Below are 22657 nucleotides of genomic sequence, written 5' to 3' on the forward strand. Positions count from 1 at the left end.
ACATTATTCATTGGCTACTCTTTTACTTTTTCTCGACTTTTCAGACATAATGGAATAAAAAATATCTACAAAAAAAGGATCCCACTGAGTACCTTTCCCATCTATTAGGATGTTTAGCGCTTTATCCATATTCATTCCCTTCCGATAGGGGCGGTCAGAAGTCATGGCATCAAATGCATCGGCAACGGCAATAATTCTGCCGAAAACTGGGATGTCTTCCCCGGATAATCGATCAGGATAACCCCTTCCATCATACCGCTCATGATGACTACGTACGCCTGGTATTAGGGGAGACATTGCTTCTTTAGGCTGAACTTGCCCTAAAATGGTAGCTCCAAGTGCAGGGTGTTTTTTTATTTGTTCAAACTCTTCATCTGTAAGTTTGCCATCTTTTAATAAAACAGAATCCCTTATTCCAATTTTCCCAATATCGTGAAGAAGCGCAGTGTTTTTTAAACATTCAAGCTCTATATCTGACAGATTGGCTCTTCTTCCAATTTCCAATGAATATTGACTAACTCGCAAGGAGTGCCCAGCAGTGTAGGGATCACGAGCGTCAAGTGTGGTCGATAACGTCTGGTAAAAGCTCTCCAGTAATAGCCGGTTTATCTCATTACGTTCTTGCAGGCCTGTTACCATAGAATTAAACCCTTTTATTACCTTTGAAAATTCATCTGAGTACAATTCGTTTGTGGTAGAAAGGTCGTTGTCTTTTACTTTTTCCATCCCAGTCACTAACTGATTGATAGGCTTGATGATGTCTCTAAACAATAAAAAGGCACCAAAAATGGAGAAGCCTGTAGCGATGAGAAGAATGAAAAATGCCCAGCTCCAAAAATTAATACTTAATAATACCACTTCAAAGCGAACCTGTGTCGCGAGGCTAAATAATAATACTGGAAAGATACCAACAAAAAGGGCTCCTACTAAAAACTTTGAGCGCAGGGAAACGATGATATCTCCATTTAGGGTGATTTTCGAATGAAAAGTTTCTTGGGCTTTTTCTTGAATACTAATAAGAATTGGTTGGATTGCTTTTATCGTTAAAAAATATTCAATAAACGCATGCATTCCCGCAATAAGGACTGCCCCTAAGCAGGCGAAAATTACATACTTATAAGGTAATTCGATGAAGTTAAACTTTATACTAATCAATACTAGCAAAACTGCTGGAACAGAGAGTCCCAATAAATGTGGGCCCAAAATACGTTTAACCGTCAAAAGAGGAAAGCGTTGTAAATGAACAAATGCAGCATGATATTGCTCCACTGATGGGGTAGCAAAAGAAAAAATTTTCTTGACTGGTTTTAATTGATGGTGAAAATAAGAGAGCTCACAAATAAACATGATTGCTGCAGAAACGATTAATATGGTAGCCATCATATAGGTTTCTTGCTCACTTAAATCAAGCGTTGTGAAAATTAATACACTTCCCACACCCAGTACAGCAATAGACGAACCGATTAGATAGTTTATTATTAATCTCTTAATAAATTGAGAATAAATAGAAATGTGCAAGAAACCTCTTCCTTTGTCGACAAAATTTAATATAGACTGATTTCGCAAACTTTGTTGTTGCTACGTATAGTTAAAGTATAAACAAAATCAGTGTTCACAGCTAGTCTGATTACCGATATTATTCGATTAGTAATTAGGGGCGAATCAACACTTTTGTACCGTTTGGAACAATAGATGCAAGCTCTAGTACATCCGTATTGTACATGCGAATACACCCCTTAGATACGGCATTCCCAATTGAGCTTGGATCATTTGTGCCGTGAATTCCGTATGAAAGTTTTGAAAGGGAAAGCCACATCGCACCAAAAGGACCACCGGGATTGGGGGCCCTGTTGACAATTACATAGTCTCCAACAGGAGTTTCATAAAGCATTCTTCCTACTGCAATGGGATAGGTTTTGACAACTACTCCATTTTTCTTCAAGGTCAATTTTCTAGTGGAAATGGATACTTCTATTGTGTAAGGAATGGTGTTTGCGTCAGGTAGGTTCGGTATGATGATTTTTTGGCCTGGAACAATAATGTTGGGGTTTGGTAGAGGATTGACACTTAGTAAATCAGCTAATGTTCGTCTGTAATTTAGGGCAATGCTGCTTAATGTTTCTCCAGGCTTAACGATATGAACAGCCAAATTTCTTCCCTCCTTTTACTCCGACTTTTTCTTAGGTTTTAGCAACAATCTTCTAGAATAGAGCATTATTAAAAAAAGCCGGTGCACCATGCAACGGCTTTCCCTTTATCACCATCCATTTTTTCTATAGACTGTTATCGTAAACGTTGTTGCTACTGTGTATAGAATGGACACCCGTAATCAACGTGGCTGTTATGCTTATTCGTGGTACAAGATTTAATCATGTGGCACTTTTTCTTCGGTTAAAGATTGGAAAAAGCCTTAAAGTGGACTTTTTCCAGGTTAATAGCAACAATCTTTTAGAAAAGAGCCTATCTATTATATGGCGAATAAGGTTGCTGGTAAGGCTGCTGATAAGGCTGCGGATAAGGCTGTGGATATGGTGGATAGTAAGGGTATGGCGGGTAATATGGTCTTGGAGCTAATAGCGTTCCAAGTGCTAATCCCCCTATAAATGGAAAAAAGAGAGGGAACCCAAATCCAAATCCAGCCAATCTTCTATTAGGTGGAAAATTTCGATACATCAAGACATATGCCTCCTTTAATGTGTCACTATAATGTATGGCATTAAAGGAGCCTGTGCGCTTGTACTTGCTAGCCCATTTTGGAACGTGCATTGGAGCTAGTGGGTTTCACCTTCAACATCTTCTTCGGTTTTTAACGTGAAAAACGTAATTTCTGGTGGAGAAAGAAATCGATAAGGCTGCCTTGTGGTACCAAGCCCTTTGTTCACATAAAGCGTCATATCGTTTAAATAATAAAAACCCTCATAATAATTACTTCCAAGTGGTGGAGTGATAAGTGGCCCAACAAAAGGAATTTGCACCTGTCCACCATGGGAATGCCCTGAAAGCTGCAAATCTACCTTGAACTCCTCGGAAATGGCTTTAGCAGCATCTGGTTCATGCGCTAAAAGGATGGTGTATGCATCATCTGGAATATTCTTTAATGTTTCCTTGAAATCCGGTCTGCCTAACATTAAGTCATCTACACCTGCAATATAAATTCTACTTTTATCAATAAGTTCAATAAACGTATTAGTATTTTTTAGAACTGTGAAACCAGACTTGTCCATAATTGCTTCATAGGTTTCTGTTCCGTAACCCCCGTGATCATGGTTGCCGTATATGGCAAACTTTCCAAGTGGTGCTTGGATTTTATCAAGAATATTTATGAGGTTGTAAGAACGGTCATATTCCAAAGGATTATCCATCAAGTCTCCTGTGAAAAATACAATATCAGGTTGTTCCTCGTTCACTAATCTGACTACCTTTTCTAACTCTGCACGATCGAAATAGTGTCCAATATGTGTGTCGGAAAATTGAGCTATTTTTATACCAGAAAAACTTTTTGGAATTTTTTTATGAACAATTTTATGATGTAATTTATTCATTTGCTTTGGTTCTATATATCTAGCATAATAATACCCCACTCCGCCAGCAAGAAATGCTAAAAATAGAGAGGTGAATATTCGCTTAAAAAAGCTTCTTCTTGTAATTTTAGACATGTATTAATCATCCTAGCTATAAAATTTTAATCAGTATTTTAACAGCTCTATTATACCATCAATCTCTCGTTTTTATCTTACCCGAGCATCCTCCAATTTATGAAAAAACTAACAAAACATTTTAATTATTTGGAAAATTAGAGTAAAATAATAAAATAGCACAAAATTAATATGATGGAGGGATAGGTATGGTTGAGAAAAAAGTAGCGATTGTTACCGGTGGATCAAGTGGAATGGGAATGTATATGGCAATGAAATATGCTAAGGAAGGATATAACGTAGTCATCACTGGAAGAGATGTTGAAAGACTGGAAAAGGCGAAGGAAGAAATGAAGGAATTAGAAGGAGAAGTTTTAACATTCCAAATGGATGTAAGAGAAGTTTCACATGTGGACAAGATGGTAGAGATCGCTCATGAGAAATTTGGAAGAATCGATGTGTTGATTAATAATGCTGCTGGAAATTTCATTTGTCCTGCTGAAAAATTATCCGTGAATGGTTGGAAGTCTGTCATTGATATTGTTTTAAATGGGACATTCTATTGTAGTTCTGCAGTTGGAAAGTATTGGATGGAGCAAAACATTAAAGGCAATATCATTAACATGGTTGCAACCTATGCCTGGAATGCAGGAGCTGGAGTTGTTCATTCAGCTGCAGCAAAAGCTGGTGTGCTTTCCTTAACAAGAACCCTCGCAGTGGAGTGGGGAACAAAGTATGGAATTAGGGTAAATGCAATTGCGCCAGGACCAATTGAGAGGACAGGTGGCGCTGACAAACTAATGCAATCAGAGGAAGAAGCAAGAAAAGTAGCACAAAGTGTTCCATTGAAAAGGTTTGGAACTCCAGAAGAAATTGCTGAGTTAGCCTATTTCTTAAGCTCAGAAAAAGCTGCATACATAAACGGAGAATGTGTCACAATGGACGGTGGACAATGGCTTCACCCATTCCCATTTTAATGAATTGGCTGGGCAAATGGAAGAAATAAACCGTGTGATTTAACTGTGCTAATAAATATAACAAAGATCCTCATAATTTAATCCTAACCTGGTCCATACTAATGGAAAAAGGCGGGATGTTATGGGGATTTTTTATAAACATGAATGGGACGAAGAAAATCACGAGTTAACACTTTATATCAATTCAGACGAAGCTTTCTATGAGTTTGCTGCAGAGTATGCGGGAGAAAATCACATCCACCCTAAAAGGAAAACCCTTCTGGAAGCTGCTAGGTACTATGCTGGGAAGACTTTAGCTAAAGGAACACCAATCAACAGTTATCGGATCAAATTTCAACAATTTCTGATTGCTGTTTTGGAAGAGAAAAACGGCTCTGTAAGGGAGGTCTTGGAAGGACCTACTTTTGGCTACATTAAAATTAAGGAAGGCGATACGTTAAAAGACATTGCGCATAACCTTGATATGGATGAAATGTCATTAAAATCAGCTAATAGTATAACCTCAGATACCGTATTTGTTGGTATGGAATTAAAGGTGCCTTGTTACCATCATATCGTCGTTATGTCAGACAGCCTTTATAAAATTGCCAATAAATATGACGTATCGAAAGAAGCAATCAGGATTCTCAATAAACTTCATACGGATTGTCTACAAATCGGTCAAGCTTTAATCATTCCAAAACGTACAAAATAACACGTGAAAAATTTATGAGTGACATCCATGGTCATTAATTCTACTTTCCTCATGATATAATGAAATAAATGAACATAAGGGGGAGTTAGGATGGATCCACTTGATATCATGGCAAACATTAACAGGGTCATCCCCTATTATCAGGCAATTTTCAGTGCAGAAAAACAGGAAGTAATTGGCTATGAGGTGTTAGGCAGAATTGAACTTGAAGATAATACCACCTTTAGCCTTGGATCATTTTTTAAGGACAATACGGTTCCTAGTGACTATCATTTTGAAGTGGAAAGAACGATCATTAATAAAGCGTTAAAGACATATACAGACAACGGATGTACATTTAAACTCTTTTTAAATCAAAACGTAGAATTGTTATTAGAGGACCAAGGTGAATCCTTACTTGAGCTCTTTCTTACTTATGAACCAAAAGGCTTAAAGCTTTCCAATATTGTTATTGAAATCGACAAACATACCACAAGAGAACGCAATGAGTACCTTGAGCATTTATTTAATTATTATAAAACTTATGGCATTCAAGTAGCCATTGTTAATATTGGAGATTCCGGTACTAACATGGATCAAATCGGGCGATTAGCTCCTAATATTCTAAAAGTAGATTTGCGAATCCTGAGGCAATCTCATGAAGTAGCCTCTCAACAAGATATGTTATATTCACTAGCACTACTAGCAAGAAAAATAGGCGCAACCTTGTTGTATCATAATATGGAAGCATCCTTTCAACTCCAATATGCATGGAGACACGGTGGAAGATATTATCAAGGCTTCTATCTTCATAAACCAGGCCCACACTTCATTGATGTCGCACACGCTAAAGAAATGTTAATAGAAAAATTTCAACAATTTATCCGCTATGAAAAACGGAAGCTACAGGCGATTTATTCATGTACTACGATGCTTGAGGAAAGGATGCAACCGTATCTAAGACAAAATACTTCGATTGAAGAACTAGACAAATGGTTGCTATCGCTTGCTAAGGGATTTTCAGATATTGGCCTTAGGATGTATGTTTGTGACGAAAATGGTTTTCAACTCTCCTCAAACATTGAAAATATAAAGGGACAATGGATTGTTTCCGAAAAAGCTCGAGGAAAGAACTGGAGCTGGAGACCGTATTTCTTAGAGTATGTAATGAAAATGAGTGTTGAACAAAAAGGAATATTATCAGATTTATATAGTGATATTGATACTGGAGCGACGGTACGTACCTACTCCTATCCTCTAACCCAAGCATTTTTTGTTTTTATTGATATCTCCTATGACTATCTTTACGAACATCAGGACCTCTTGTGAAATTTGTAGCTAAAACGTATAGAAAAGAGCACATTGTTTACCTTAAGAATATAATTTTCACTCAAATGAGGTGATGGGATAGTGGGCTCTTTTGATTTCGTTTTAGCAATATTGGCCTTGCTTATTGTTGCTGGGGCAATGATATACACCTATAGGATTGGAAGAAAAACAAATGCACAATCTTCCACTCAGGATTCGTCCGTTAGTGAAGGAGTGCAACATCATTATGTTTTAAAAAACCCTGTATTTGTAGCATTGGCAGTAGCAACCGTATTAATTTTGCTGTATATCGCCTATGCTGCGGTCAGTCGTACATGGTAACGAAGAATAACCCTTTACAATTGTAGAGGGTTTTTATTAGGTTTTAAGCAAATGGCTCCGCTTCTGTGGGGCGATTTGTAAGCCTCTTTGGCTACGCCAGTGGGGACACAAGTCTTTCGCATCTTTCTGAGAGAAGAGCCTCCGCCTTTGCTACAATCAATAGCTAGAAACAACTTCTTATCAACCTTCTTCTTTAACACAGCCATGTTTTATAAACCACGAGAAGGGTAAAAAGGAAGTGAGTGAATATTTTGTCATTTTTCAGATGAATTTCACGAACGGTTACTGGCCAAGATTGCTCACGTTCTTGATACAATTAGAACACATCTCTAGAGGAGGAGAATTGCATGATAAAAACGTGGACTGGCTTTATACTTTTGTTCCTAATCCTAACAGGTGGTTACCATTCAGCACATGCGGAACAACAACCGTATTCGGACAAAGAGGTTTATTCTTTTTTACAGGAAGCATTTTCTGCACAAATTTCTATAGGTGAGGATTATTTTACTAAAGCTGAAGTAGAGGAACGATTAAATCCATACTTTACAAAGCAGTATCAGCAGCTATTTACAGCTGAGCATCTTGTAAAGGACCAAGAAGGTTACACTACGTACGGAACAGACTTTGCCATTTATTACATTCCTTTTTTCTCCTATAATGAAGACACGAAGGTGTTATGGTCAGACAATTCATCCGTCATTACGGTGTATCAATTCTTCCCTGAGGATGAAAGTATGCCAAGCCTATATGCTGATCATTACGAATATGTGAAGCTACAGCTTACCGACAATAAATTTATCGTAACGGACTACGGTTTTGAATATGAAAAACCTGATTTTCTCGAATCAAAACCAGAAGCAGCGATTACCCCTTTAAGTACGTTTAGTAAAGTATGGAAGGGAAACTATCCTTTTAGTATGCTCGCCTTTTTATTTACCCCTGAAAGCTATAGTTTAAGTATGCCAGTTGTCACAAGATAAAAAAGAACGGAGCGAAATCCGTTCTTTTTTTTGCAGTTATTCCTCTATTCCTAACAGTTGTTGTAGCTTTGAAAGGTCAAAACCTTTTACAATCTCTTCATCCACTGTTACAGTAGGAGTGGAATATGACTGAAGTTCATGTACTAGGAAGTCTCTTGCATGAGAATCTTGAGAAATATCTATTTCTTTATAGGTTATCTTATAGTGTGTTAAGAATTGCTTTACCACTTGGCAAGGAGGGCAATCTGGTTGTGTATAAAGAGTAATATTCATGAATAAGTCAGCTCCTAATAAGTAAAATTTTCACAGCATCCACTTTTTTGTTATGTTTGACTACAATAAAGTAGAGGCTATAATCGAAGACTATGATAAAATGTATTTCTACATGTATTTTACCTTAAATAAATGGATTGTGTAAAAAGACAATTCTGGGTAAAGGATATAGGTAGGAAGGAATAAAAGGAGAGTTGTTAGATGTCATTATTAGTAGGAATTGTAAAAAGATTAAACGATTTAAAAGAAACATCCGAAGCAGGAAATGAGCCTGCCCAGCGTTATTTTGAAGTAAATGGAGAAAAAGTGTGCAGTGTGAAGTTTTTCGATAAATCCAATACATACGAGCTGGAAGTTTTCCAAAAGGGAGAAAACTCAAAAACGTACCAATTTGATAATATCGACATGATTGCCATCGAAATTTTTGACTTGATTCACTAGGTTAGAAAGGATTTTGTGTGATGAGTAGAAATTTGGACGACTATATAGATAGGGGTCTAAAAGGGACTCCTGAAACAAAGCCTGATGAACGGAGAGAGTATTTGTCTCAGCTTCGAGAAAGAATTATTCTCGCGCTAACAAATGGTCAGGTGATGCAAAGTAAACTATACAAACCCATTTTAGATTTGATGAGAAAGCATTCTTCTTCTAGACTATTTTTGGATGGAGATCTAAATTACGCTCACCTTTCTAAATATATCAAGGCGGCCAATGAAGCGGGCATTCCTTTTACCATTGTGGATAATAAAGCTAACTCCACGAAAATTGGTCTTGTCCTCGTAGAGCAGCATGCGATTGATAAAGAAGACATTTTCGTCTCGCAGGAAGATTTTGAAAAAAATCTTATCTAACTCAAAAAACATGAACAAAAACCAAGCTAAAAAAAATTAGCTTGGTTTTTGTTTTTGTTTTTTACGTATAAAAGTTTTTGCTACAAGTCGATAATGTAGATAGTCCAATTTTATCAGAAAAAGAAAACATTAATTTTTTGGGAAAAAGGAACATATAAGTATAAGGGAAAGTACGGATAAAGGAAGTGGCTATATGGATAACCCCAGTAGATTTCTTAATATTACCCACGGCTACCTTACTTTTGAACAAGCTTATGAAAAGATCCTTTTGTTTATCCAAAAAGATGTGAAGGCGCAATACTTACTATCAATTGGAACAGATTCTCATGTCTATCAAAGAGAAACTAAGTTCATGACTGCTATTCACCTTCACAGAATTGGAAAAGGTGCATGGGGCTGTGTCAGGCCTTATATTACAAAGAGAGTGATTAAAAGTCTCCACGAAAAGATATCACTAGAAACCGCTCTAAGCCAAGAAGTTGCGATGTTATTTACGATGGAAAAATTAGCGGAGATTCAAAGCCTGTTGTATCCACATATCGAACATGGAGCAGATTTCCATTTTGAGATTCACCTCGATATTGGACAAAAAGGTGCAACAAAGGATTTCATTCAAGAAATGACAGGTAGAATAACTGCGATGGGATTGGATGCCAAGATTAAACCGGACGCTTATACAGCATTTTGCTATGCAAATCGCTATACAAAGTAAGTGCAGGAGGGAGCAAAAAAATGTTGCATTTAACACAAGAAGAGAAGGAGCTATTAGTTAACTTACTTATTTCCACAGATGTTGGGAAAGAATTGGTGATTAGTGAAATAAATGATTTTGAGGTAGGGCAAAAAATGCTGGAAGCAACCACTTATCGCAAGCTTATAGAATTATATGAGAAAATCTCTTAATCACCAAAAAAAGAGAGGAGTATGCATCTGATGCTGCATCTCTCTTTTCTTTTTGGCTGTTTTCGTAAACCTGGTTATTAATGATGAAGGCGAATGTAACTATATGGATGTTTTTTTCGTCTAAATTGAATAAGAGTACAAGACTTTTTGGAGGCTATCCTATGAAAAAAATTTCTTTTTTTTATTCTTTCTTTTTTTGTCTGTCAATCTTTACGGATGCCAGTCAGAAATACATACTACAGCAAGAGAACCAAATAAATCTGAGATAGAACCAGAAGAAAACGACACCTTAAAATTAAATGATGCAATTTCTAACGTTTTTATTTCAACTTCAAAAGGGGTCAATCCAACTGTTTTTGAAAAAGATAAAGATATAAAAATGTTTAAGGGTATTTTCTCAGCTGCAAAAAAAGAACCTGGAGATGTGAATATGGCCAATCCTGAATTTTTTTTGGAAGTCATCTACACCAATGAAAATCAGGAAAGTTTTTATTTGTGGATAGGAGAGAAAGGACAAAAAAACTGCCATAATGAAAACGGATAATACCCATATCATTTATACTGTTCCAGAAGAAATGACAGATAAGTTAAGGAAGTTAGTAGAATAGTCATTATACGAGACCTTTTGTTTAAGTTTTTTTAATGCATTTTTATAATTTCAACCTGAGATATTTCAAAATCGCCTGTCGAACAAAGGCGAAATATTATTAATCGTAATAGTTCGAGAACAAGACTAATGTGTGCTACAATGATATTGGTCAATTACACATTTTTGCATATTGTAATAGAGAGTAAATAAAGAGAGGAAGAACATTAATGATCAGCCTCCCAAGTAGTAAAGTATTAGGAGCAACAATCAAAGATTTAATTATTCCAGCTGAACGGGTTGCACATGTTCAAGTGAAGAACAATTTAGAGCATGCCCTATTAGTGCTTACAAAAACAGGGTACACTGCAGTACCGGTATTGGACGCTAAGTATATGCTTCATGGCTTGATAAGCACTACTCATATTATGGATTCCATTTTAGGGCTCGAACGAATAGAATTCGAACGTTTGGAAAATATGATTGTAGAAGAAGTCATGAACAAAGAGTTACCATGTTTACAGCTTTCTGATACAGTCGAAAAAGGGCTGGAACTTTTAGTCGATCATCCATTTGTATGCGTTAAAAATGAGGAAGGTGTGTTTGAAGGGATACTTACCCGAAGAACAATACTTGACCGCTTACATGTTCATTTTCAAAATAGAGAAGACCTTCAATAAGAGGGTCTTTTTTTATATTGGACTGTTTTCAGACTCCATGTGATGAAGTTTTGCCACATGTTTTAATATTCCTCCTTGAAAAGAGTATAACGGCAGCGTTGATTAAGGGTGTCATCCCTCTATGCAGTAGCTTCAAAGTTGCGAAAACAGCCTTTAGGAAAAGCTCTAAATGTTGCAAAAATTGCGATAAACGTTAGAATTTATATAGGTAAACGAAATAATAGTGGACAAGCAAAGAGAGGGAAGCAAATGGGAACAGCAACAATTGAACGGAAAGAAATTGCAAAGGCAGCTCCAAATAAAACTAAAAAACCATTTGTGCTGGCAGCCATCATGCTTGCTATGTTCATGGCAGCCATAGAAGCAACTATTGTATCTACGGCGATGCCTGCAATCGCAGCTGACTTAGGGGGCTTTTCTTTATATAGCTGGGTATTTTCCTCCTACCTGTTAATGAATGCCGTTACGGTTTTAATTTACGGAAAATTATCAGATTTGTATGGTAGAAAACCAATACTTACCTTTGGAATCATCGTTTTTTTGATAGGCTCACTATTGTGCGGCTTTGCTCAATCCATAGAGATGTTGATACTTTTTAGATTTATTCAAGGATTTGGTGCGGGTGCAGTAATGCCAATCGCTTCTACTATCGTGGGGGATATGTACACAAAAGAAGAACGTGCAAAAATTCAAGGGTATTTATCAAGTGTTTGGGGAATTTCTGCGGTTATGGGACCAGCCATAGGAGGGTTATTGGTTCAGTATGTTAGCTGGAGATATGTTTTCTGGGTGAACATTCCCCTTGGAATCCTTGCAATCGTGGGTCTTTACTTGTTTTTGCATGAAGGAATTGAAAAGAAAAAACATTCCATTGACTATAAAGGCGCGGGGCTATTATTCGTCGCAGTCAGCTGTTTTATGCTCGTCATGGTGGAAGGAGGGGTAAGGTGGACGTGGCTATCGAGTCCTGTTTTCGTGCTTAGTTCGATCTCTGCCATAGCTTTCTTACTCTTTATCCTACAGGAAAAGAAGGCAAAAGAACCGATGATGCCATTTGATATTTGGAGAGAACGATCGATTTTAATCGCCAATACCACCTCTTTGACTACCGGCGTCATGTTAATCGGAATTTCGAGCTTCCTTCCTGCATTTGTTCAAGGTGTGATGGAACGTTCCCCCATTGTTGCTGGTTTCACGCTAACAACAATGTCGATAGGCTGGCCAATTGCCGCGATGATTGCGGGGAGACTACTTCTTAAAATTGGCTTCCGAACTACATCCATTATCGGAGGAGTGGCTCTGATTTTAGGAAGTATTATCTTTATCAGTTTAAGCCCAGATGATGGACCTGTTTGGGCTGCGTTTGGTTCCTTTATGATTGGAGTAGGAATGGGTTTTTCTACAACATCCTTTATTGTCTCGATCCAAAGTACGGTTCCTTGGCAAAAACGAGGAGTGGCAACTGCCTCAAATATGTTCATGAGAACACTTGGAAGTACTATAGGGGCTGCCTTACTTGGTGGTATTTTAAATGCACGCATACAAAAACACTTACAAACCAATGGAGTGGAACAAGAGTTTTCTTTAGACTCCACAACATTGTTGCTTAATGCAGAGCAACGTGAGCAGCTCTCAGATACGATGAGGGTCCTTCTTCAAGACGGCTTATCACTTGCCCTACATCAAGTGTATCTAGTCGTCGCTGCCTTCGCCTTGATAAGTTTTGTTCTAATTTTACTTTTGCCAAAAAAGAGTTAACCATGGCCCCGAATTTATGTGCAATAAGAATTCGGGGCCTTCGGCTGTTTTCGTAAACTTTGTTGCTACTGCGTATAGTTAAGCAACACGTGATAGACGTTGCTGTCGTGCTCTTTTCGTGGAGGAAGTTTTAAATATAATAGCAACTTTTCTGCGAATAATGACTGGAAAAAGTCTTAAAGCCGACTTTTTCCTAGTTTATAGCAACAATGTTTTAGAAAAGAGCTATATAAAAAGCTTGTAAGCTAGGTAAAAAATAAGGTAAATAGAAAAGGCACTTAAGATGTGCTTCCAGGGCAAAAAAGTAAGCTTATCAGCAACCCTAATGGCAGCCTGTGCCCCAAGCACGGAGCCAATCCCTAAAGATACCCCCACGCGCCAGTCAAAATGCCCTAAGGATAAATAGACCATAAAGGAAACGATGCAGCTTGAAAAGGTTTGAAGTCTAGTAAGGCCGATACTTGTAAGAAAGGAGAAGCCCGCATTCATAAAACTATGCATAAGTAACGTTGCTTGACCTGGTCCAAAAAGTCCATCGTAGGAACCAATCCCGATATAAGCAGGTAAAAAAAGTTTTTCATTCCCAGGTTGCGTCTGTTTGTTCCTTCTTCCTTTTAGGATGTTTAAGGTTGTCGCGAAGATAAGTAAACAAAAAGCGATAAATAATAGAATTTCCTCTTTTAACAGAGATGCAATGGTAGCCCCTATGATTCCCCCGACCATCGTAAATGGAATAACCTTCAAGCCTATTTTTAAATTTACTTCTCCTTTTTTCCATATGGCGAAAAAACTAGAAAACGAACTAAACGTATTGGAAAATTTATTTGCAGCAATAGCAGTATGAATGGGTAAACCTAACAACAGCATGGCTGGAAGATTGATTAAACCTCCTCCACCTCCTAAAGTACCGACGAATGTGGCAACAAACCCTATCAACGACAGCAGCATGTATGTACTTTCCATTATCTAGCACCCTCTTTCTGCTTTTAGTGTATTCCTTTTATAGTCATAATGAAATTAGGTAATAATTAAGATATAATATAAGAAAAACTTATGATGAGGGTTGACAATGAGTACTTCGGAATTTCATATTTTGTCGATATTAGCAAAAGAGAAAAATATGCGCAAAGCAGCTGAGAGGTTATTTGTCTCACAGCCAGCACTTTCACAAAGGCTACAATCCATTGAAAAAGGATGGAACACGAAAATTTTTATTCGTACTCAAAAAGGGTTGCTTATCACCCCGGCAGGAGAAAAAATCGTGGAGTTTGCCCAAGAGGTTCTTGGAAAAGAGGAGAAAGTAAAAGAAGCGATTACCTCCTTAGAAAACGAGGTATATGGTACGTTGAAAATTGCCGTTGCCACTATCATAGGACAGTACTGGCTCCCAAAAGTGCTGAAAAGATATATTCAGGAATATCCAAATGCGAAAGTGTCTCTTGTTACCGGTTGGAGCAGCGATATTGTCAAAAGTTTGTATGAGGATGAGGTTCATTTAGGTATCATTAGAGGGAATCCCGAGTGGAAGGGCGTAAAACAACATTTATTGACAGACAAGCTGTATCTAGTGGATACAGAAATTGATGACATTGCCGCACTTGAGCATACGGAACGACCATTTATTCAATTTAAAAGTGATTCTACCTATTACCAAGAAATACAGGTATGGTGGCATAAGAAATTTCAGACTCCACCAAAACGAACCATTGTAGTAGACCAAATTGAAACATGTAAACAGATGGCATTAAACGGTATCGGCTATGCTATTCTTCCTTCCATTACAATCAAGGATGACTATGATAAAATTAAAAAAATTCCACTAGAAGAAGATGATCTTTCTAACTTACATCGTGATACGTGGCTAATTGGTTATGAATCATCCTTTAGGCTAAAGCAGGTAGAGGCATTTATGGAAATTGTCTCTGCGTATCAAAAATAAACTTCGTGGTTGATAAAAAAGATTTCATTGGATTAACAGAAGAAGTAGTAGTATGATAGTATCTTGAGAAACTAGACTAAAGATTAAGGTGGAAAAAGAACGTATGGAATGGAAAAACATTTATCGAGGCATTTTGATGGGAATATGCGATGTGGTTCCTGGTGTAAGTGGGGGAACGATTGCATTCATTTTAGGAATATATGACCGTTTAATCGAATCAATTAGTGGCTTTTTCAGTAGAGATTGGGCAAAACATTTAAAATTTCTTCTACCTCTGGGAATTGGAATAGGGGTTGCCTTAGTAAGCTTTAGTCATGTATTAGACTTTTTATTAGAGTCGTATCCACAGCAAACACATTTCTTATTTTTAGGCTTGATTGTCGGAGTTTTACCATTATTGGCTAAAGAATCTAATATGCTTGAAACCTTCAGGGCTCAGCATTACATAGCATTAATTATCCCGCTTCTTCTTGTCGGATCAATGGCATTTTTACAGGAATCAAGTAGGCCAGACATTGAAACATTAACGGTGGGCTCTGCAATTACACTCTTTTTTGCTGGCTGGCTTGCAAGCATGAGCATGCTTCTCCCTGGAATCAGTGGAAGCATGGTGCTGTTAATCTTAGGTTATTATCATACAGCGATTGGAGCTGTTCAAGCATTCAATTTCCCTGTTATTTTCGTTATTGGAGCAGGAGTAGCAGTTGGTTTTATTGTCTCAAGCAAATTGATCAAAATTATTTTAAATAAATATCCAAAAATGACTTTTGCAGCCATCATCGGACTTGTGATGGGCTCAACAGCGGTAGTATATAAAGGCTTTACAAATAGCATGCTTGGAAATGTTGTATGCATTCTCGCATTTATCGCAGGCGTAATCATCGTCCAGTTTATTGCTAGAACCAACAATAAGCTTGTTAAAAAACAGGAAGAATCAAGTTGAGGAGAGGGAAACCTCTCTTTTTTTATGGTTTTATTACTGCGTATGGATAAAACACCCTTAATCAACATTGCTGTTGTGCTCTTTTCGTGAAGGAAGACTTAAACATGTGGCAATTTTTTATGGCATCAAGATGGGAAAAAGTCTTAAAGCTGACTCTTTCTAGGTTAAAAGCAACTATCTTTTAGAAAAGCGCTTTTTTTATAGTCATAAAATAAGAATGGTGGTTGGGAATATTTTTACTTGTCACAATTTTTGTTGTTTGATAGAGTAAAGGAATAAAGACATTTAGGCTTAGGAGGACATACATAATGAAAATGATGGATGCAAATGAAATTATTTCTTTCATTCAAAATAGCACAAAATCAACACCTGTAAAGGTTTATGTTAAAGGAGAGCTAGAAGGAATCAACTTTGGAGCTTCCTCAAAAACATTTTTCAACGGTAACAGTGGAGTTGTTTTTGGAGAATGGGCTGAAATAGAAACGGCACTAAAGACTAATGAAGAGAAAATAGAGGATTTTGTCGTAGAAAACGACCGTCGCAACTCTGCCATTCCTTTATTAGACATGAAAGGTGTTAAAGCGCGTATTGAGCCTGGTGCCATCATTCGTGATCAAGTAGAAATTGGGGACAATGCTGTTATTATGATGGGGGCATCCATCAATATTGGTGCAGTCGTAGGGGAAGGTACCATGATTGATATGAACGTAGTCCTTGGCGGAAGAGCTACTGTTGGGAAAAACTGTCATATCGGAGCAGGTACTGTATTGGCAGGAGTAATTGAGCCGCCATCAGCTAAACCGGTTGTCATTGAAGATGATGTTGTTATTGGAGCAAATGCTGTTGTCCTTGAAGGGGTAACAGTTGGTAAGGGTGCAGTTGTTGCAGCAGGTGCAATCGTCATTGATGATGTTGCTCCATATACCGTTGTTGCAGGTACACCAGCAAGAAAAATTAAAGACATTGACGAAAAGACAAAATCAAAGACGGAAATTAAACAAGAGCTTCGTCAGTTATAATAAGGAAAAAAGGCGTGGGAATTCTTCCACGTCTTTTTATTAAGATTGATAAGAAAGAAGGGTTGACTGTGTCTAATGTAAATAATCCCTTTGTGCAAGTAAGAAGGGAGCTTCACCAAATCCCTGAAAAGGGCTTTCACGAAACCAAAACGCAAGGGTACTTGCTACGCTATATACAAGGTCTCTCCCAAGATAATTTAGAGGTGAAGACATGGAAAACAGGCATTTTTGTTAAAGTAAACGGAACAAATCCAAGCGCTACTATTGGTTATCGTGCTGATATGGATGGATTGCCGATAACAGAAGAAACAGATTATACTTTTCGGTCTATGCATGAGGGAATGATGCATGCGTGTGGACATGATATGCACATGAGTATTGCTCTTGGCATTCTCACGCATTTTGCACACCATCCTCCTAAAGATAACTTGTTATTCATGTTCCAGCCAGCAGAAGAAGGGCCAGGAGGGGCAGAAGAAATGATTAAGACAGACATTTTTTCTGCTTGGAAGCCGGATATGATTGTTGCTTTGCACATTGCACCAGAATATCCAGTTGGCACAATAGCCACAAAACCAGGATTGCTTTTTGCGAACACTTCTGAATTGTATATTGATCTTCAAGGTCGAGGAGGGCATGCAGCATACCCTCATCAAACAATAGATATGGTTGTAGCAGCTTGCTCATTAGTCACCCAACTACAAACCGTTGTAGCTAGAAATGTTGATCCCTTAGATAGTGCGGTCATTACCATCGGAAAAATAACAGGCGGTACCGTGCAAAATATCATTGCAGAAAAAGCAAGGCTTGAAGGAACGATAAGAACACTGTCTGTAGAGAGTATGAAAAAGGTAAAAGAACGAATCGAAGCACTTGTTCAAGGTGTGGAGGTTGGCTACAACTGTAAAACAGAAATTGATTATGGAAGCATGTATCATCAGGTAGATAATGATGTTGCTCTTACCGAGGAGTTTATGCGCTTTGTGGAGGATAATACAAATGTGAAGATGATACTTTGTAAAGAAGCCATGACGGGTGAGGATTATGGCTATATGATTGAGAATATCCCCGGGTTCATGTTTTGGTTAGGAGCGGAATCACCTTACGGGCTACATCATGCCAAACTTGATCCAAATGAGGATGCTATTGGTGTGGCCATTAATACCATGATTTCATACTTAAATTTTAAAGCAAACTAGGCAATATTACTGCTGCTCGTATAATTTCAATGAAACAAGCCAAATTATCGAGGAGGAGGTGGATTAATTATGCCTAAAATCGGTGTAGAACAATCCTTGTCTGATGTGCAACAAGCATTGCAGGCAAAAGGGTATGAGGTTGTACCGTTAACAAATGAAAATGATGCAAAGGGCTGCGATTGCTGTATTGTTACAGGAATTGACAACAACTTAATGGGAATTTCTAATAGTGTAACGGCTGGCTCGGTTATAGAAGCTAGTGGAATGACCGCAGATCAAATTTGCCAGCAGGTTGAAAGCAGAATTACTCAATAAAAAAAGAGCCCAGGGCTCTTTTTTTATTTCTTTTCAATATATACTTGATGAGGGAAAGGAATTTCAATTCCATTGGAATCGAGTGCTTCTTTAATAGCTTTTCGTAGCTTCCTTTCTACTCCCCATTGCTCCATATTTGCTGTTCTAGCAATGACCCGCAGTACAACATCAGAGCTTCCAAGGCTTTGCACTCCCACTACATTTGGACCCTCTAGAATTGCTTCTTCCTCAAGCGCAATTTGGTCACATACAGATTGAATCACTGCCACAGCCTCGTCAATATTATCATCATAGGAAATACCAATATCCACAAGTGCACGCATATTCCCACGAGAATGGTTGGTTAAATTAGTAATTTCACGATTAGGAATATAATGAAGGGAACCATCGAAATCCCTAACTTTAGTCGTTCTAAGACCTACTTCCTCAACAATTCCAGAAAAACCTGCCGTTGTTACATAATCGTCCACATCGACTTGCTTTTCTAATAGAAGGAAAAAGCCAGTTACAACATCACTAACGATGCCTTGAGCACCAAATCCGATGGCAAGACCAACGATCCCCGCTCCTGCCAGAATTGCCGTCGTATCGAGTTCAAATACGTTTTCAAGCACCATAATGACGAGAAAGAAAATTAATACATATGTAAAAATGTTCGTTGTTAATTTCTCTAAAGTTTTCGCTCTTCCTTGTGAAAGACCTTGTCGCTGTGTTGACTTTTCAAAGATCCTGCTAATAATTTTTGTTCCTACTGCTCTGACGATGGCATATGCAAGGAGGATAACAAGAAGTTTAATTGCGATAATCCCTAAACTCGTCAAGATTGCCATAAAATCAATATCAGTTAAGTCAATTCCCATTTTGATTCTCCTTTATATTTGTCATACCTATTTAGGCATTATAAAGTATTTTATTGTGAAATCCAAATAATTGGGGAAAGTGCTTATTTTTAAAGCGAAACATTTTGTTCTCCTAAAAAAGAATGATAGTATAGAAAGCGAGAAAAATTCCCAAAGGGATGAACTTCTTTTTTTCAGGGAATACCAACATAGGGTAATCGGAAGCTATTTTCTATAAAGCTTAATTAAATTAATTATTATTTAATATTGACTAAAAAAATCTCAACAGATATAATAGTTGATGTTGAATAGTTTAATAAATGAGAATTAACTTGCTAAATTCTCATTTGAAATTACAACTTGGAGGGATTTACAAATGGCAGAACGCATGGTAGGTAAACAGGCTCCACGTTTTGAAATGGATGCTGTGTTACCAAACAAAGAATTCGGTAAAGTAAGCTTGGAAGAAAACATGAAAAACGATAAATGGACAGTACTTTTCTTCTATCCAATGGACTTCACATTTGTATGTCCAACTGAAATTACTGCAATGAGTGACCGTTATGATGAGTTTGAAGACTTAGATGCAGAAATCATTGGAGTTTCTACAGATACCATCCACACTCACTTAGCATGGATTAACACTGACCGTAAGGAAAATGGTCTTGGTGAATTAAAATATCCATTAGCAGCAGATACAAACCACGTTGTATCTCGTGACTATGGCGTTCTAATTGAAGATGAGGGGATTGCGCTTCGTGGTCTTTACATCATCAGCCCAGAAGGCGAACTACAGTACCAAACTGTATTCCATAACAACATTGGCCGTGATGTAGATGAAACATTGCGTGTACTTCAAGCATTACAAACTGGTGGTCTTTGCCCAGCGAACTGGAAGCCTGGACAAGCTACTTTATAATTGATTTGATGAAGAAATAAGGTCTAACGTATTGCGTTAGGCCTTTTCTGACCAAATAGATAAAAAAGGAGGGATAGGAGCATGAAATTACGCTCCCCAATGCCAGAATTAACTGGTGCAACAGAATGGTTAAACGGACAAGTGTCGAAGGAAGAGCTGATTGGAGAAAAACCAACACTTATCCATTTTTGGTCTGTAAGCTGTCATCTATGTAAGGAAGCGATGCCTCAGGTTAATGAATTCCGTGATAATTATAAGGATAAGTTAAATGTTATTGCCGTTCATATGCCACGATCTGAGGATGATCTTAATATAGAAGCAATTAAAAAAACCGCAAGTGAGCATGATATAACGCAGCCAATCTTTGTTGACAGTGAACATAAGCTGACGGATGCTTTTGAAAATCAATATGTTCCCGCCTATTATGTATTTGATGCAGAAGGCAATCTACGCCATTTCCAAGCTGGAGGAAGTGGCATGAAAATGCTTGAAAAGCGTGTCAATCGTGTGCTTGGGGAATCAGACAAATAATCCTTCAAAAAATTGCCCTTACTCTGGGCAATTTTTTTTATCTCCTTCTAAAGTCGTAGAGAAAATCCAACCTCACTTCCATTTCAAATGGATCATTTTAAGATTAGAATAAAAGTAGAAATAATTTAAATTTTTCCAAAAAAGACTGGATAAATATTTCGAAACTCGATATATTAGATACTATCTTATATTTTCCAGCATGAGTAAACAAAGGGAGGGAATACATGTGGAGACTTTTAAGAAGTTAAAAGATTTTTATTGGCCTTACAGGAAAAACTTCTATATTTCATTAGTGTTTTTACTATTGGTAACAGTGATCACGGTCATCTATCCTGTGATATTACAAATAACAATAGATGAAGTAATCAGTAAACAGCAGTTTGAATTTGTACCGTACATTGCAATTGGATTTATCGGTCTGATGGCCTTAAAAGGGGTATTTACGTTTTTTAACCAATACCTCGGTGATTTGTTCGGTATCAGGTCGGTTTACCGCTTACGTAACGAGCTTTATGAGAAATTGCAATTTCTACCGTTCCGATACTATGATAATGCTAAAACAGGGGATTTGATGTCTAGGCTAACAGCCGATGTAGAAGGATTTCGTTTCTTTCTTTCCTTTGGTTTTGCCGAGCTGATTCGTTTTGCATTATTAGTTACCATCAGTTTAAGTTTAATGTTTTATTATTCCGTCGCGCTGACATTTGTCACACTTTTGGCAATGCCATTTCTTGCGATTGTTACCTACAGATTTGATAAAAGGGTTCATCCGGCTTTTAGGGGAATACGAAAATCCTTTGGTAAATTGAATACAAATGTACAGGAAAACATCAGTGGAATTAATACGGTAAAATCTCTATCTAGAGAAGACCATCAAATAGGGAAATTTAATAATTCCAATGTTGATTATAAGGATAAGTTTATTGCTACCTCTAATGTTTGGGCAAAATTCTTCCCACTAATGGAGTTCATTGGGAATGCTTGTGTCGTAGGGTTGCTTGCATTTGGAGGCTACTTAGTCATTTCAGGGGATTTGTCAAATGGTGAACTGGTCGCGTTCTTTAGTCTTGTTTGGTATATTGTTTGGCCAATTGCCAACCTTGGATTTGTGATAAATCAATTTTCTCAAGCAAAAGCCTCTGGAGAGCGTTTGCTTGAGATTTTAGAAGCAGAAGAAGATATTCAGGATCATCCTGATGCAAAAGATGTTGCTAAATTAGATGGCCATGTGACATTTGAAGGTGTCACTTTCGCCTATCCCAATGAGGAAAAAAATGCGCTTGAAGAGGTTAGTTTTGATGCACCTCCAGGGAAACAAATTGGGTTAATTGGGGAAACAGGTTCTGGGAAAACAAGTATCACTCAATTAATTACTAGATTTTATGAGCCGCAATCCGGAAGAATTTTAATTGATGGGGAAGAAGTGAACAACTATTCCCTTTACACTTTAAGAAATCAAATTGGCTTTGTGTTGCAGGAGTCTTTTCTGTTCTCCTCCACCATTAAATCCAATATTGCTTATGGAAGACCGAATGCATTGATGGATGAGATTGTTCGGGCAGCAAAAATGGCGCAGGCACACGACTTTATTATGGAGCTACCTGATGGGTACGATACCATGCTTGGAGAACGTGGAATGGGGCTTTCTGGAGGTCAAAAACAGCGAATAGCCATTGCACGTGCGTTGATTTTAGATCCTAGCATTCTAGTATTGGACGATGCGACAAGTGCCGTTGATATGCAAACAGAGTTTAACATCCAAAGAGAATTAAAAGCTGCACTTGCTGGGAGAACCACGTTCATTATTGCTCATAGAATTTCTTCATTAAAACATGCAGACGAAATTTTGGTGCTGGAAGAAGGAAAAGTGATCGAAAGAGGAACACATGAGGAACTTGTTGCCAAAAACGGTGCATACCGAAGAATTTATGATATTCAATATAAAGACCAAAAAACGGTTTTGGAAGCTCAGACTAATTAAAGGCAG

General features: G+C 37.6%; 27 protein-coding genes. 20 read left to right on the forward strand and 7 right to left on the reverse strand.

What is annotated here, in order from left to right; all coding sequences use genetic code 11:
• Nucleotides 1-3: 3 nt before the first annotated feature.
• The 4 genes from FIU87_RS08145 to FIU87_RS08160 all read right to left on the reverse strand — a co-directional run bounded on the left by FIU87_RS08145 (nt 4) and on the right by FIU87_RS08160 (nt 3656).
• Nucleotides 4-1518 (reverse strand): HD-GYP domain-containing protein, encoded by a 1515-nt coding sequence (locus tag FIU87_RS08145; RefSeq protein WP_253905540.1) that lies wholly within the window; start codon nt 1516-1518, stop codon nt 4-6.
• A gap of 133 nt (nt 1519-1651) precedes the next feature.
• Complete coding sequence (locus FIU87_RS08150) at nt 1652-2149, reverse strand: L,D-transpeptidase family protein (RefSeq protein WP_152444124.1); 498 nt, start codon at nt 2147-2149, stop codon at nt 1652-1654.
• 311 nt (nt 2150-2460) lie between these two features.
• Nucleotides 2461-2673: a hypothetical protein gene (locus tag FIU87_RS08155; RefSeq protein WP_152446475.1), complete on the reverse strand. Its 213-nt coding sequence runs from the start codon at nt 2671-2673 to the stop codon at nt 2461-2463.
• Nucleotides 2674-2771: 98 nt separating this feature from the next.
• Nucleotides 2772-3656 (reverse strand): metallophosphoesterase, encoded by an 885-nt coding sequence (locus FIU87_RS08160; protein ID WP_152444125.1) that lies wholly within the window; start codon nt 3654-3656, stop codon nt 2772-2774.
• A gap of 188 nt (nt 3657-3844) precedes the next feature.
• On the opposite strand from FIU87_RS08160, the gene fadH reads away from it, so the two are divergent.
• The 5 genes from fadH (at nt 3845) to FIU87_RS08185 (ending at nt 7915) form a co-directional block, all read left to right on the forward strand.
• Complete coding sequence (gene fadH / locus FIU87_RS08165; RefSeq protein ID WP_152444126.1) at nt 3845-4612, forward strand: 2,4-dienoyl-CoA reductase; 768 nt, start codon at nt 3845-3847, stop codon at nt 4610-4612.
• A gap of 121 nt (nt 4613-4733) precedes the next feature.
• A complete protein-coding gene (locus FIU87_RS08170) occupies nt 4734-5306 on the forward strand; it encodes a LysM peptidoglycan-binding domain-containing protein (RefSeq protein WP_152444127.1) in 573 nt (190 codons plus the stop codon).
• A 90-nt stretch (nt 5307-5396) separates the two neighbouring features.
• Entirely contained in the window at nt 5397-6614 is a 1218-nt protein-coding gene (locus FIU87_RS08175) for an EAL domain-containing protein (RefSeq protein ID WP_152444128.1), read from the forward strand.
• Nucleotides 6615-6695: 81 nt separating this feature from the next.
• On the forward strand, nt 6696-6935 hold the full coding sequence (locus FIU87_RS08180) for a hypothetical protein (RefSeq protein ID WP_152444129.1): 240 nt from the start codon (nt 6696-6698) through the stop codon (nt 6933-6935).
• 347 nt (nt 6936-7282) lie between these two features.
• Entirely contained in the window at nt 7283-7915 is a 633-nt protein-coding gene (locus FIU87_RS08185; RefSeq protein WP_152444130.1) for a DUF3993 domain-containing protein, read from the forward strand.
• 36 nt (nt 7916-7951) lie between these two features.
• On the opposite strand, the gene FIU87_RS08190 is transcribed toward FIU87_RS08185, so the two are convergent.
• Nucleotides 7952-8188: a glutaredoxin domain-containing protein gene (locus FIU87_RS08190; protein WP_152444131.1), complete on the reverse strand. Its 237-nt coding sequence runs from the start codon at nt 8186-8188 to the stop codon at nt 7952-7954.
• A gap of 201 nt (nt 8189-8389) precedes the next feature.
• Between FIU87_RS08190 and FIU87_RS08195 the strand changes: the two genes are divergently transcribed.
• From FIU87_RS08195 to FIU87_RS08225, 7 genes are all read left to right on the forward strand, one after another.
• The gene (locus tag FIU87_RS08195; protein ID WP_152444132.1) at nt 8390-8629 is read left to right on the forward strand and encodes a YkuJ family protein; all 240 of its coding nucleotides are present in this window, start codon (nt 8390-8392) and stop codon (nt 8627-8629) included.
• Nucleotides 8630-8646: 17 nt separating this feature from the next.
• Nucleotides 8647-9039 carry a YueI family protein gene (locus tag FIU87_RS08200; protein WP_301538662.1) on the forward strand — a complete coding sequence of 131 codons (393 nt, stop codon included), beginning with the start codon at nt 8647-8649 and terminating at the stop codon, nt 9037-9039.
• A gap of 193 nt (nt 9040-9232) precedes the next feature.
• Nucleotides 9233-9751, forward strand: a complete 519-nt coding sequence (locus tag FIU87_RS08205) for a ribonuclease H-like YkuK family protein (protein ID WP_152444134.1) — start codon at nt 9233-9235, stop codon at nt 9749-9751.
• A gap of 20 nt (nt 9752-9771) precedes the next feature.
• Entirely contained in the window at nt 9772-9942 is a 171-nt protein-coding gene (gene abbA / locus FIU87_RS08210; protein WP_152444135.1) for an antirepressor AbbA, read from the forward strand.
• A 196-nt stretch (nt 9943-10138) separates the two neighbouring features.
• Nucleotides 10139-10486, forward strand: coding sequence for a YhfM domain-containing protein (locus FIU87_RS08215; protein ID WP_152444136.1), 348 nt, complete (start codon nt 10139-10141; stop codon nt 10484-10486).
• A 272-nt stretch (nt 10487-10758) separates the two neighbouring features.
• Complete coding sequence (gene cbpB / locus FIU87_RS08220) at nt 10759-11208, forward strand: cyclic-di-AMP-binding protein CbpB (RefSeq protein WP_152444137.1); 450 nt, start codon at nt 10759-10761, stop codon at nt 11206-11208.
• A gap of 249 nt (nt 11209-11457) precedes the next feature.
• On the forward strand, nt 11458-12966 hold the full coding sequence (locus FIU87_RS08225; RefSeq protein WP_152444138.1) for an MDR family MFS transporter: 1509 nt from the start codon (nt 11458-11460) through the stop codon (nt 12964-12966).
• Nucleotides 12967-13191: 225 nt separating this feature from the next.
• On the opposite strand, the gene FIU87_RS08230 is transcribed toward FIU87_RS08225, so the two are convergent.
• Nucleotides 13192-13929 carry a sulfite exporter TauE/SafE family protein gene (locus FIU87_RS08230; protein ID WP_152444139.1) on the reverse strand — a complete coding sequence of 246 codons (738 nt, stop codon included), beginning with the start codon at nt 13927-13929 and terminating at the stop codon, nt 13192-13194.
• 106 nt (nt 13930-14035) lie between these two features.
• Between FIU87_RS08230 and FIU87_RS08235 the strand changes: the two genes are divergently transcribed.
• The 5 genes from FIU87_RS08235 (at nt 14036) to FIU87_RS08255 (ending at nt 18381) form a co-directional block, all read left to right on the forward strand.
• Nucleotides 14036-14905, forward strand: coding sequence for a transcriptional regulator CcpC (locus FIU87_RS08235; RefSeq protein ID WP_152444140.1), 870 nt, complete (start codon nt 14036-14038; stop codon nt 14903-14905).
• Nucleotides 14906-15008: 103 nt separating this feature from the next.
• Entirely contained in the window at nt 15009-15848 is an 840-nt protein-coding gene (locus tag FIU87_RS08240; protein WP_152444141.1) for a DUF368 domain-containing protein, read from the forward strand.
• Nucleotides 15849-16156: 308 nt separating this feature from the next.
• Nucleotides 16157-16867 (forward strand): 2,3,4,5-tetrahydropyridine-2,6-dicarboxylate N-acetyltransferase, encoded by a 711-nt coding sequence (gene dapD, locus FIU87_RS08245; protein WP_152444142.1) that lies wholly within the window; start codon nt 16157-16159, stop codon nt 16865-16867.
• Between the two features lie 68 nt (nt 16868-16935).
• Nucleotides 16936-18066: an N-acetyldiaminopimelate deacetylase gene (locus tag FIU87_RS08250; RefSeq protein WP_152444143.1), complete on the forward strand. Its 1131-nt coding sequence runs from the start codon at nt 16936-16938 to the stop codon at nt 18064-18066.
• Nucleotides 18067-18135: 69 nt separating this feature from the next.
• Nucleotides 18136-18381 carry a YkuS family protein gene (locus FIU87_RS08255; RefSeq protein WP_152444144.1) on the forward strand — a complete coding sequence of 82 codons (246 nt, stop codon included), beginning with the start codon at nt 18136-18138 and terminating at the stop codon, nt 18379-18381.
• A gap of 23 nt (nt 18382-18404) precedes the next feature.
• On the opposite strand, the gene FIU87_RS08260 is transcribed toward FIU87_RS08255, so the two are convergent.
• Entirely contained in the window at nt 18405-19241 is an 837-nt protein-coding gene (locus FIU87_RS08260) for a mechanosensitive ion channel family protein (protein ID WP_152444145.1), read from the reverse strand.
• A 355-nt stretch (nt 19242-19596) separates the two neighbouring features.
• Here FIU87_RS08260 and FIU87_RS08265 point away from each other — a divergent pair, with 355 nt between their 5' ends.
• The 3 genes from FIU87_RS08265 (at nt 19597) to FIU87_RS08275 (ending at nt 22651) form a co-directional block, all read left to right on the forward strand.
• Nucleotides 19597-20139 carry a peroxiredoxin gene (locus FIU87_RS08265; protein ID WP_152444146.1) on the forward strand — a complete coding sequence of 181 codons (543 nt, stop codon included), beginning with the start codon at nt 19597-19599 and terminating at the stop codon, nt 20137-20139.
• A gap of 81 nt (nt 20140-20220) precedes the next feature.
• On the forward strand, nt 20221-20670 hold the full coding sequence (locus FIU87_RS08270) for a TlpA family protein disulfide reductase (protein ID WP_152444147.1): 450 nt from the start codon (nt 20221-20223) through the stop codon (nt 20668-20670).
• 226 nt (nt 20671-20896) lie between these two features.
• Complete coding sequence (locus FIU87_RS08275; RefSeq protein ID WP_152444148.1) at nt 20897-22651, forward strand: ABC transporter ATP-binding protein; 1755 nt, start codon at nt 20897-20899, stop codon at nt 22649-22651.
• The last annotated feature ends 6 nt before the right edge of the window (nt 22652-22657 follow it).

The organism is Bacillus sp. THAF10 (assembly GCF_009363695.1).
Lineage (GTDB): Bacteria > Bacillota > Bacilli > Bacillales > Bacillaceae_I > Sutcliffiella_A.

Excerpts from the sequence above, each read along its gene's own strand:
- FIU87_RS08155 (WP_152446475.1), bottom strand. The coding sequence starts at position 2,673 with ATGTATCGAAATTTTCCACCTAATAGAAGATTGGCTGGATTTGGATTT.
- FIU87_RS08160 (WP_152444125.1), bottom strand. The coding sequence starts at position 3,656 with ATGTCTAAAATTACAAGAAGAAGCTTTTTTAAGCGAATATTCACCTCT.
- fadH (WP_152444126.1), top strand. The coding sequence starts at position 3,845 with ATGGTTGAGAAAAAAGTAGCGATTGTTACCGGTGGATCAAGTGGAATG.
- FIU87_RS08170 (WP_152444127.1), top strand. The coding sequence starts at position 4,734 with ATGGGGATTTTTTATAAACATGAATGGGACGAAGAAAATCACGAGTTA.
- FIU87_RS08175 (WP_152444128.1), top strand. The coding sequence starts at position 5,397 with ATGGATCCACTTGATATCATGGCAAACATTAACAGGGTCATCCCCTAT.
- FIU87_RS08185 (WP_152444130.1), top strand. The coding sequence starts at position 7,283 with ATGATAAAAACGTGGACTGGCTTTATACTTTTGTTCCTAATCCTAACA.
- FIU87_RS08190 (WP_152444131.1), bottom strand. The coding sequence starts at position 8,188 with ATGAATATTACTCTTTATACACAACCAGATTGCCCTCCTTGCCAAGTG.
- FIU87_RS08195 (WP_152444132.1), top strand. The coding sequence starts at position 8,390 with ATGTCATTATTAGTAGGAATTGTAAAAAGATTAAACGATTTAAAAGAA.
- FIU87_RS08205 (WP_152444134.1), top strand. The coding sequence starts at position 9,233 with ATGGATAACCCCAGTAGATTTCTTAATATTACCCACGGCTACCTTACT.
- abbA (WP_152444135.1), top strand. The coding sequence starts at position 9,772 with ATGTTGCATTTAACACAAGAAGAGAAGGAGCTATTAGTTAACTTACTT.
- cbpB (WP_152444137.1), top strand. The coding sequence starts at position 10,759 with ATGATCAGCCTCCCAAGTAGTAAAGTATTAGGAGCAACAATCAAAGAT.
- FIU87_RS08225 (WP_152444138.1), top strand. The coding sequence starts at position 11,458 with ATGGGAACAGCAACAATTGAACGGAAAGAAATTGCAAAGGCAGCTCCA.
- FIU87_RS08230 (WP_152444139.1), bottom strand. The coding sequence starts at position 13,929 with ATGGAAAGTACATACATGCTGCTGTCGTTGATAGGGTTTGTTGCCACA.
- FIU87_RS08235 (WP_152444140.1), top strand. The coding sequence starts at position 14,036 with ATGAGTACTTCGGAATTTCATATTTTGTCGATATTAGCAAAAGAGAAA.
- FIU87_RS08240 (WP_152444141.1), top strand. The coding sequence starts at position 15,009 with ATGGAATGGAAAAACATTTATCGAGGCATTTTGATGGGAATATGCGAT.
- dapD (WP_152444142.1), top strand. The coding sequence starts at position 16,157 with ATGAAAATGATGGATGCAAATGAAATTATTTCTTTCATTCAAAATAGC.
- FIU87_RS08255 (WP_152444144.1), top strand. The coding sequence starts at position 18,136 with ATGCCTAAAATCGGTGTAGAACAATCCTTGTCTGATGTGCAACAAGCA.
- FIU87_RS08260 (WP_152444145.1), bottom strand. The coding sequence starts at position 19,241 with ATGGGAATTGACTTAACTGATATTGATTTTATGGCAATCTTGACGAGT.
- FIU87_RS08265 (WP_152444146.1), top strand. The coding sequence starts at position 19,597 with ATGGCAGAACGCATGGTAGGTAAACAGGCTCCACGTTTTGAAATGGAT.
- FIU87_RS08270 (WP_152444147.1), top strand. The coding sequence starts at position 20,221 with ATGAAATTACGCTCCCCAATGCCAGAATTAACTGGTGCAACAGAATGG.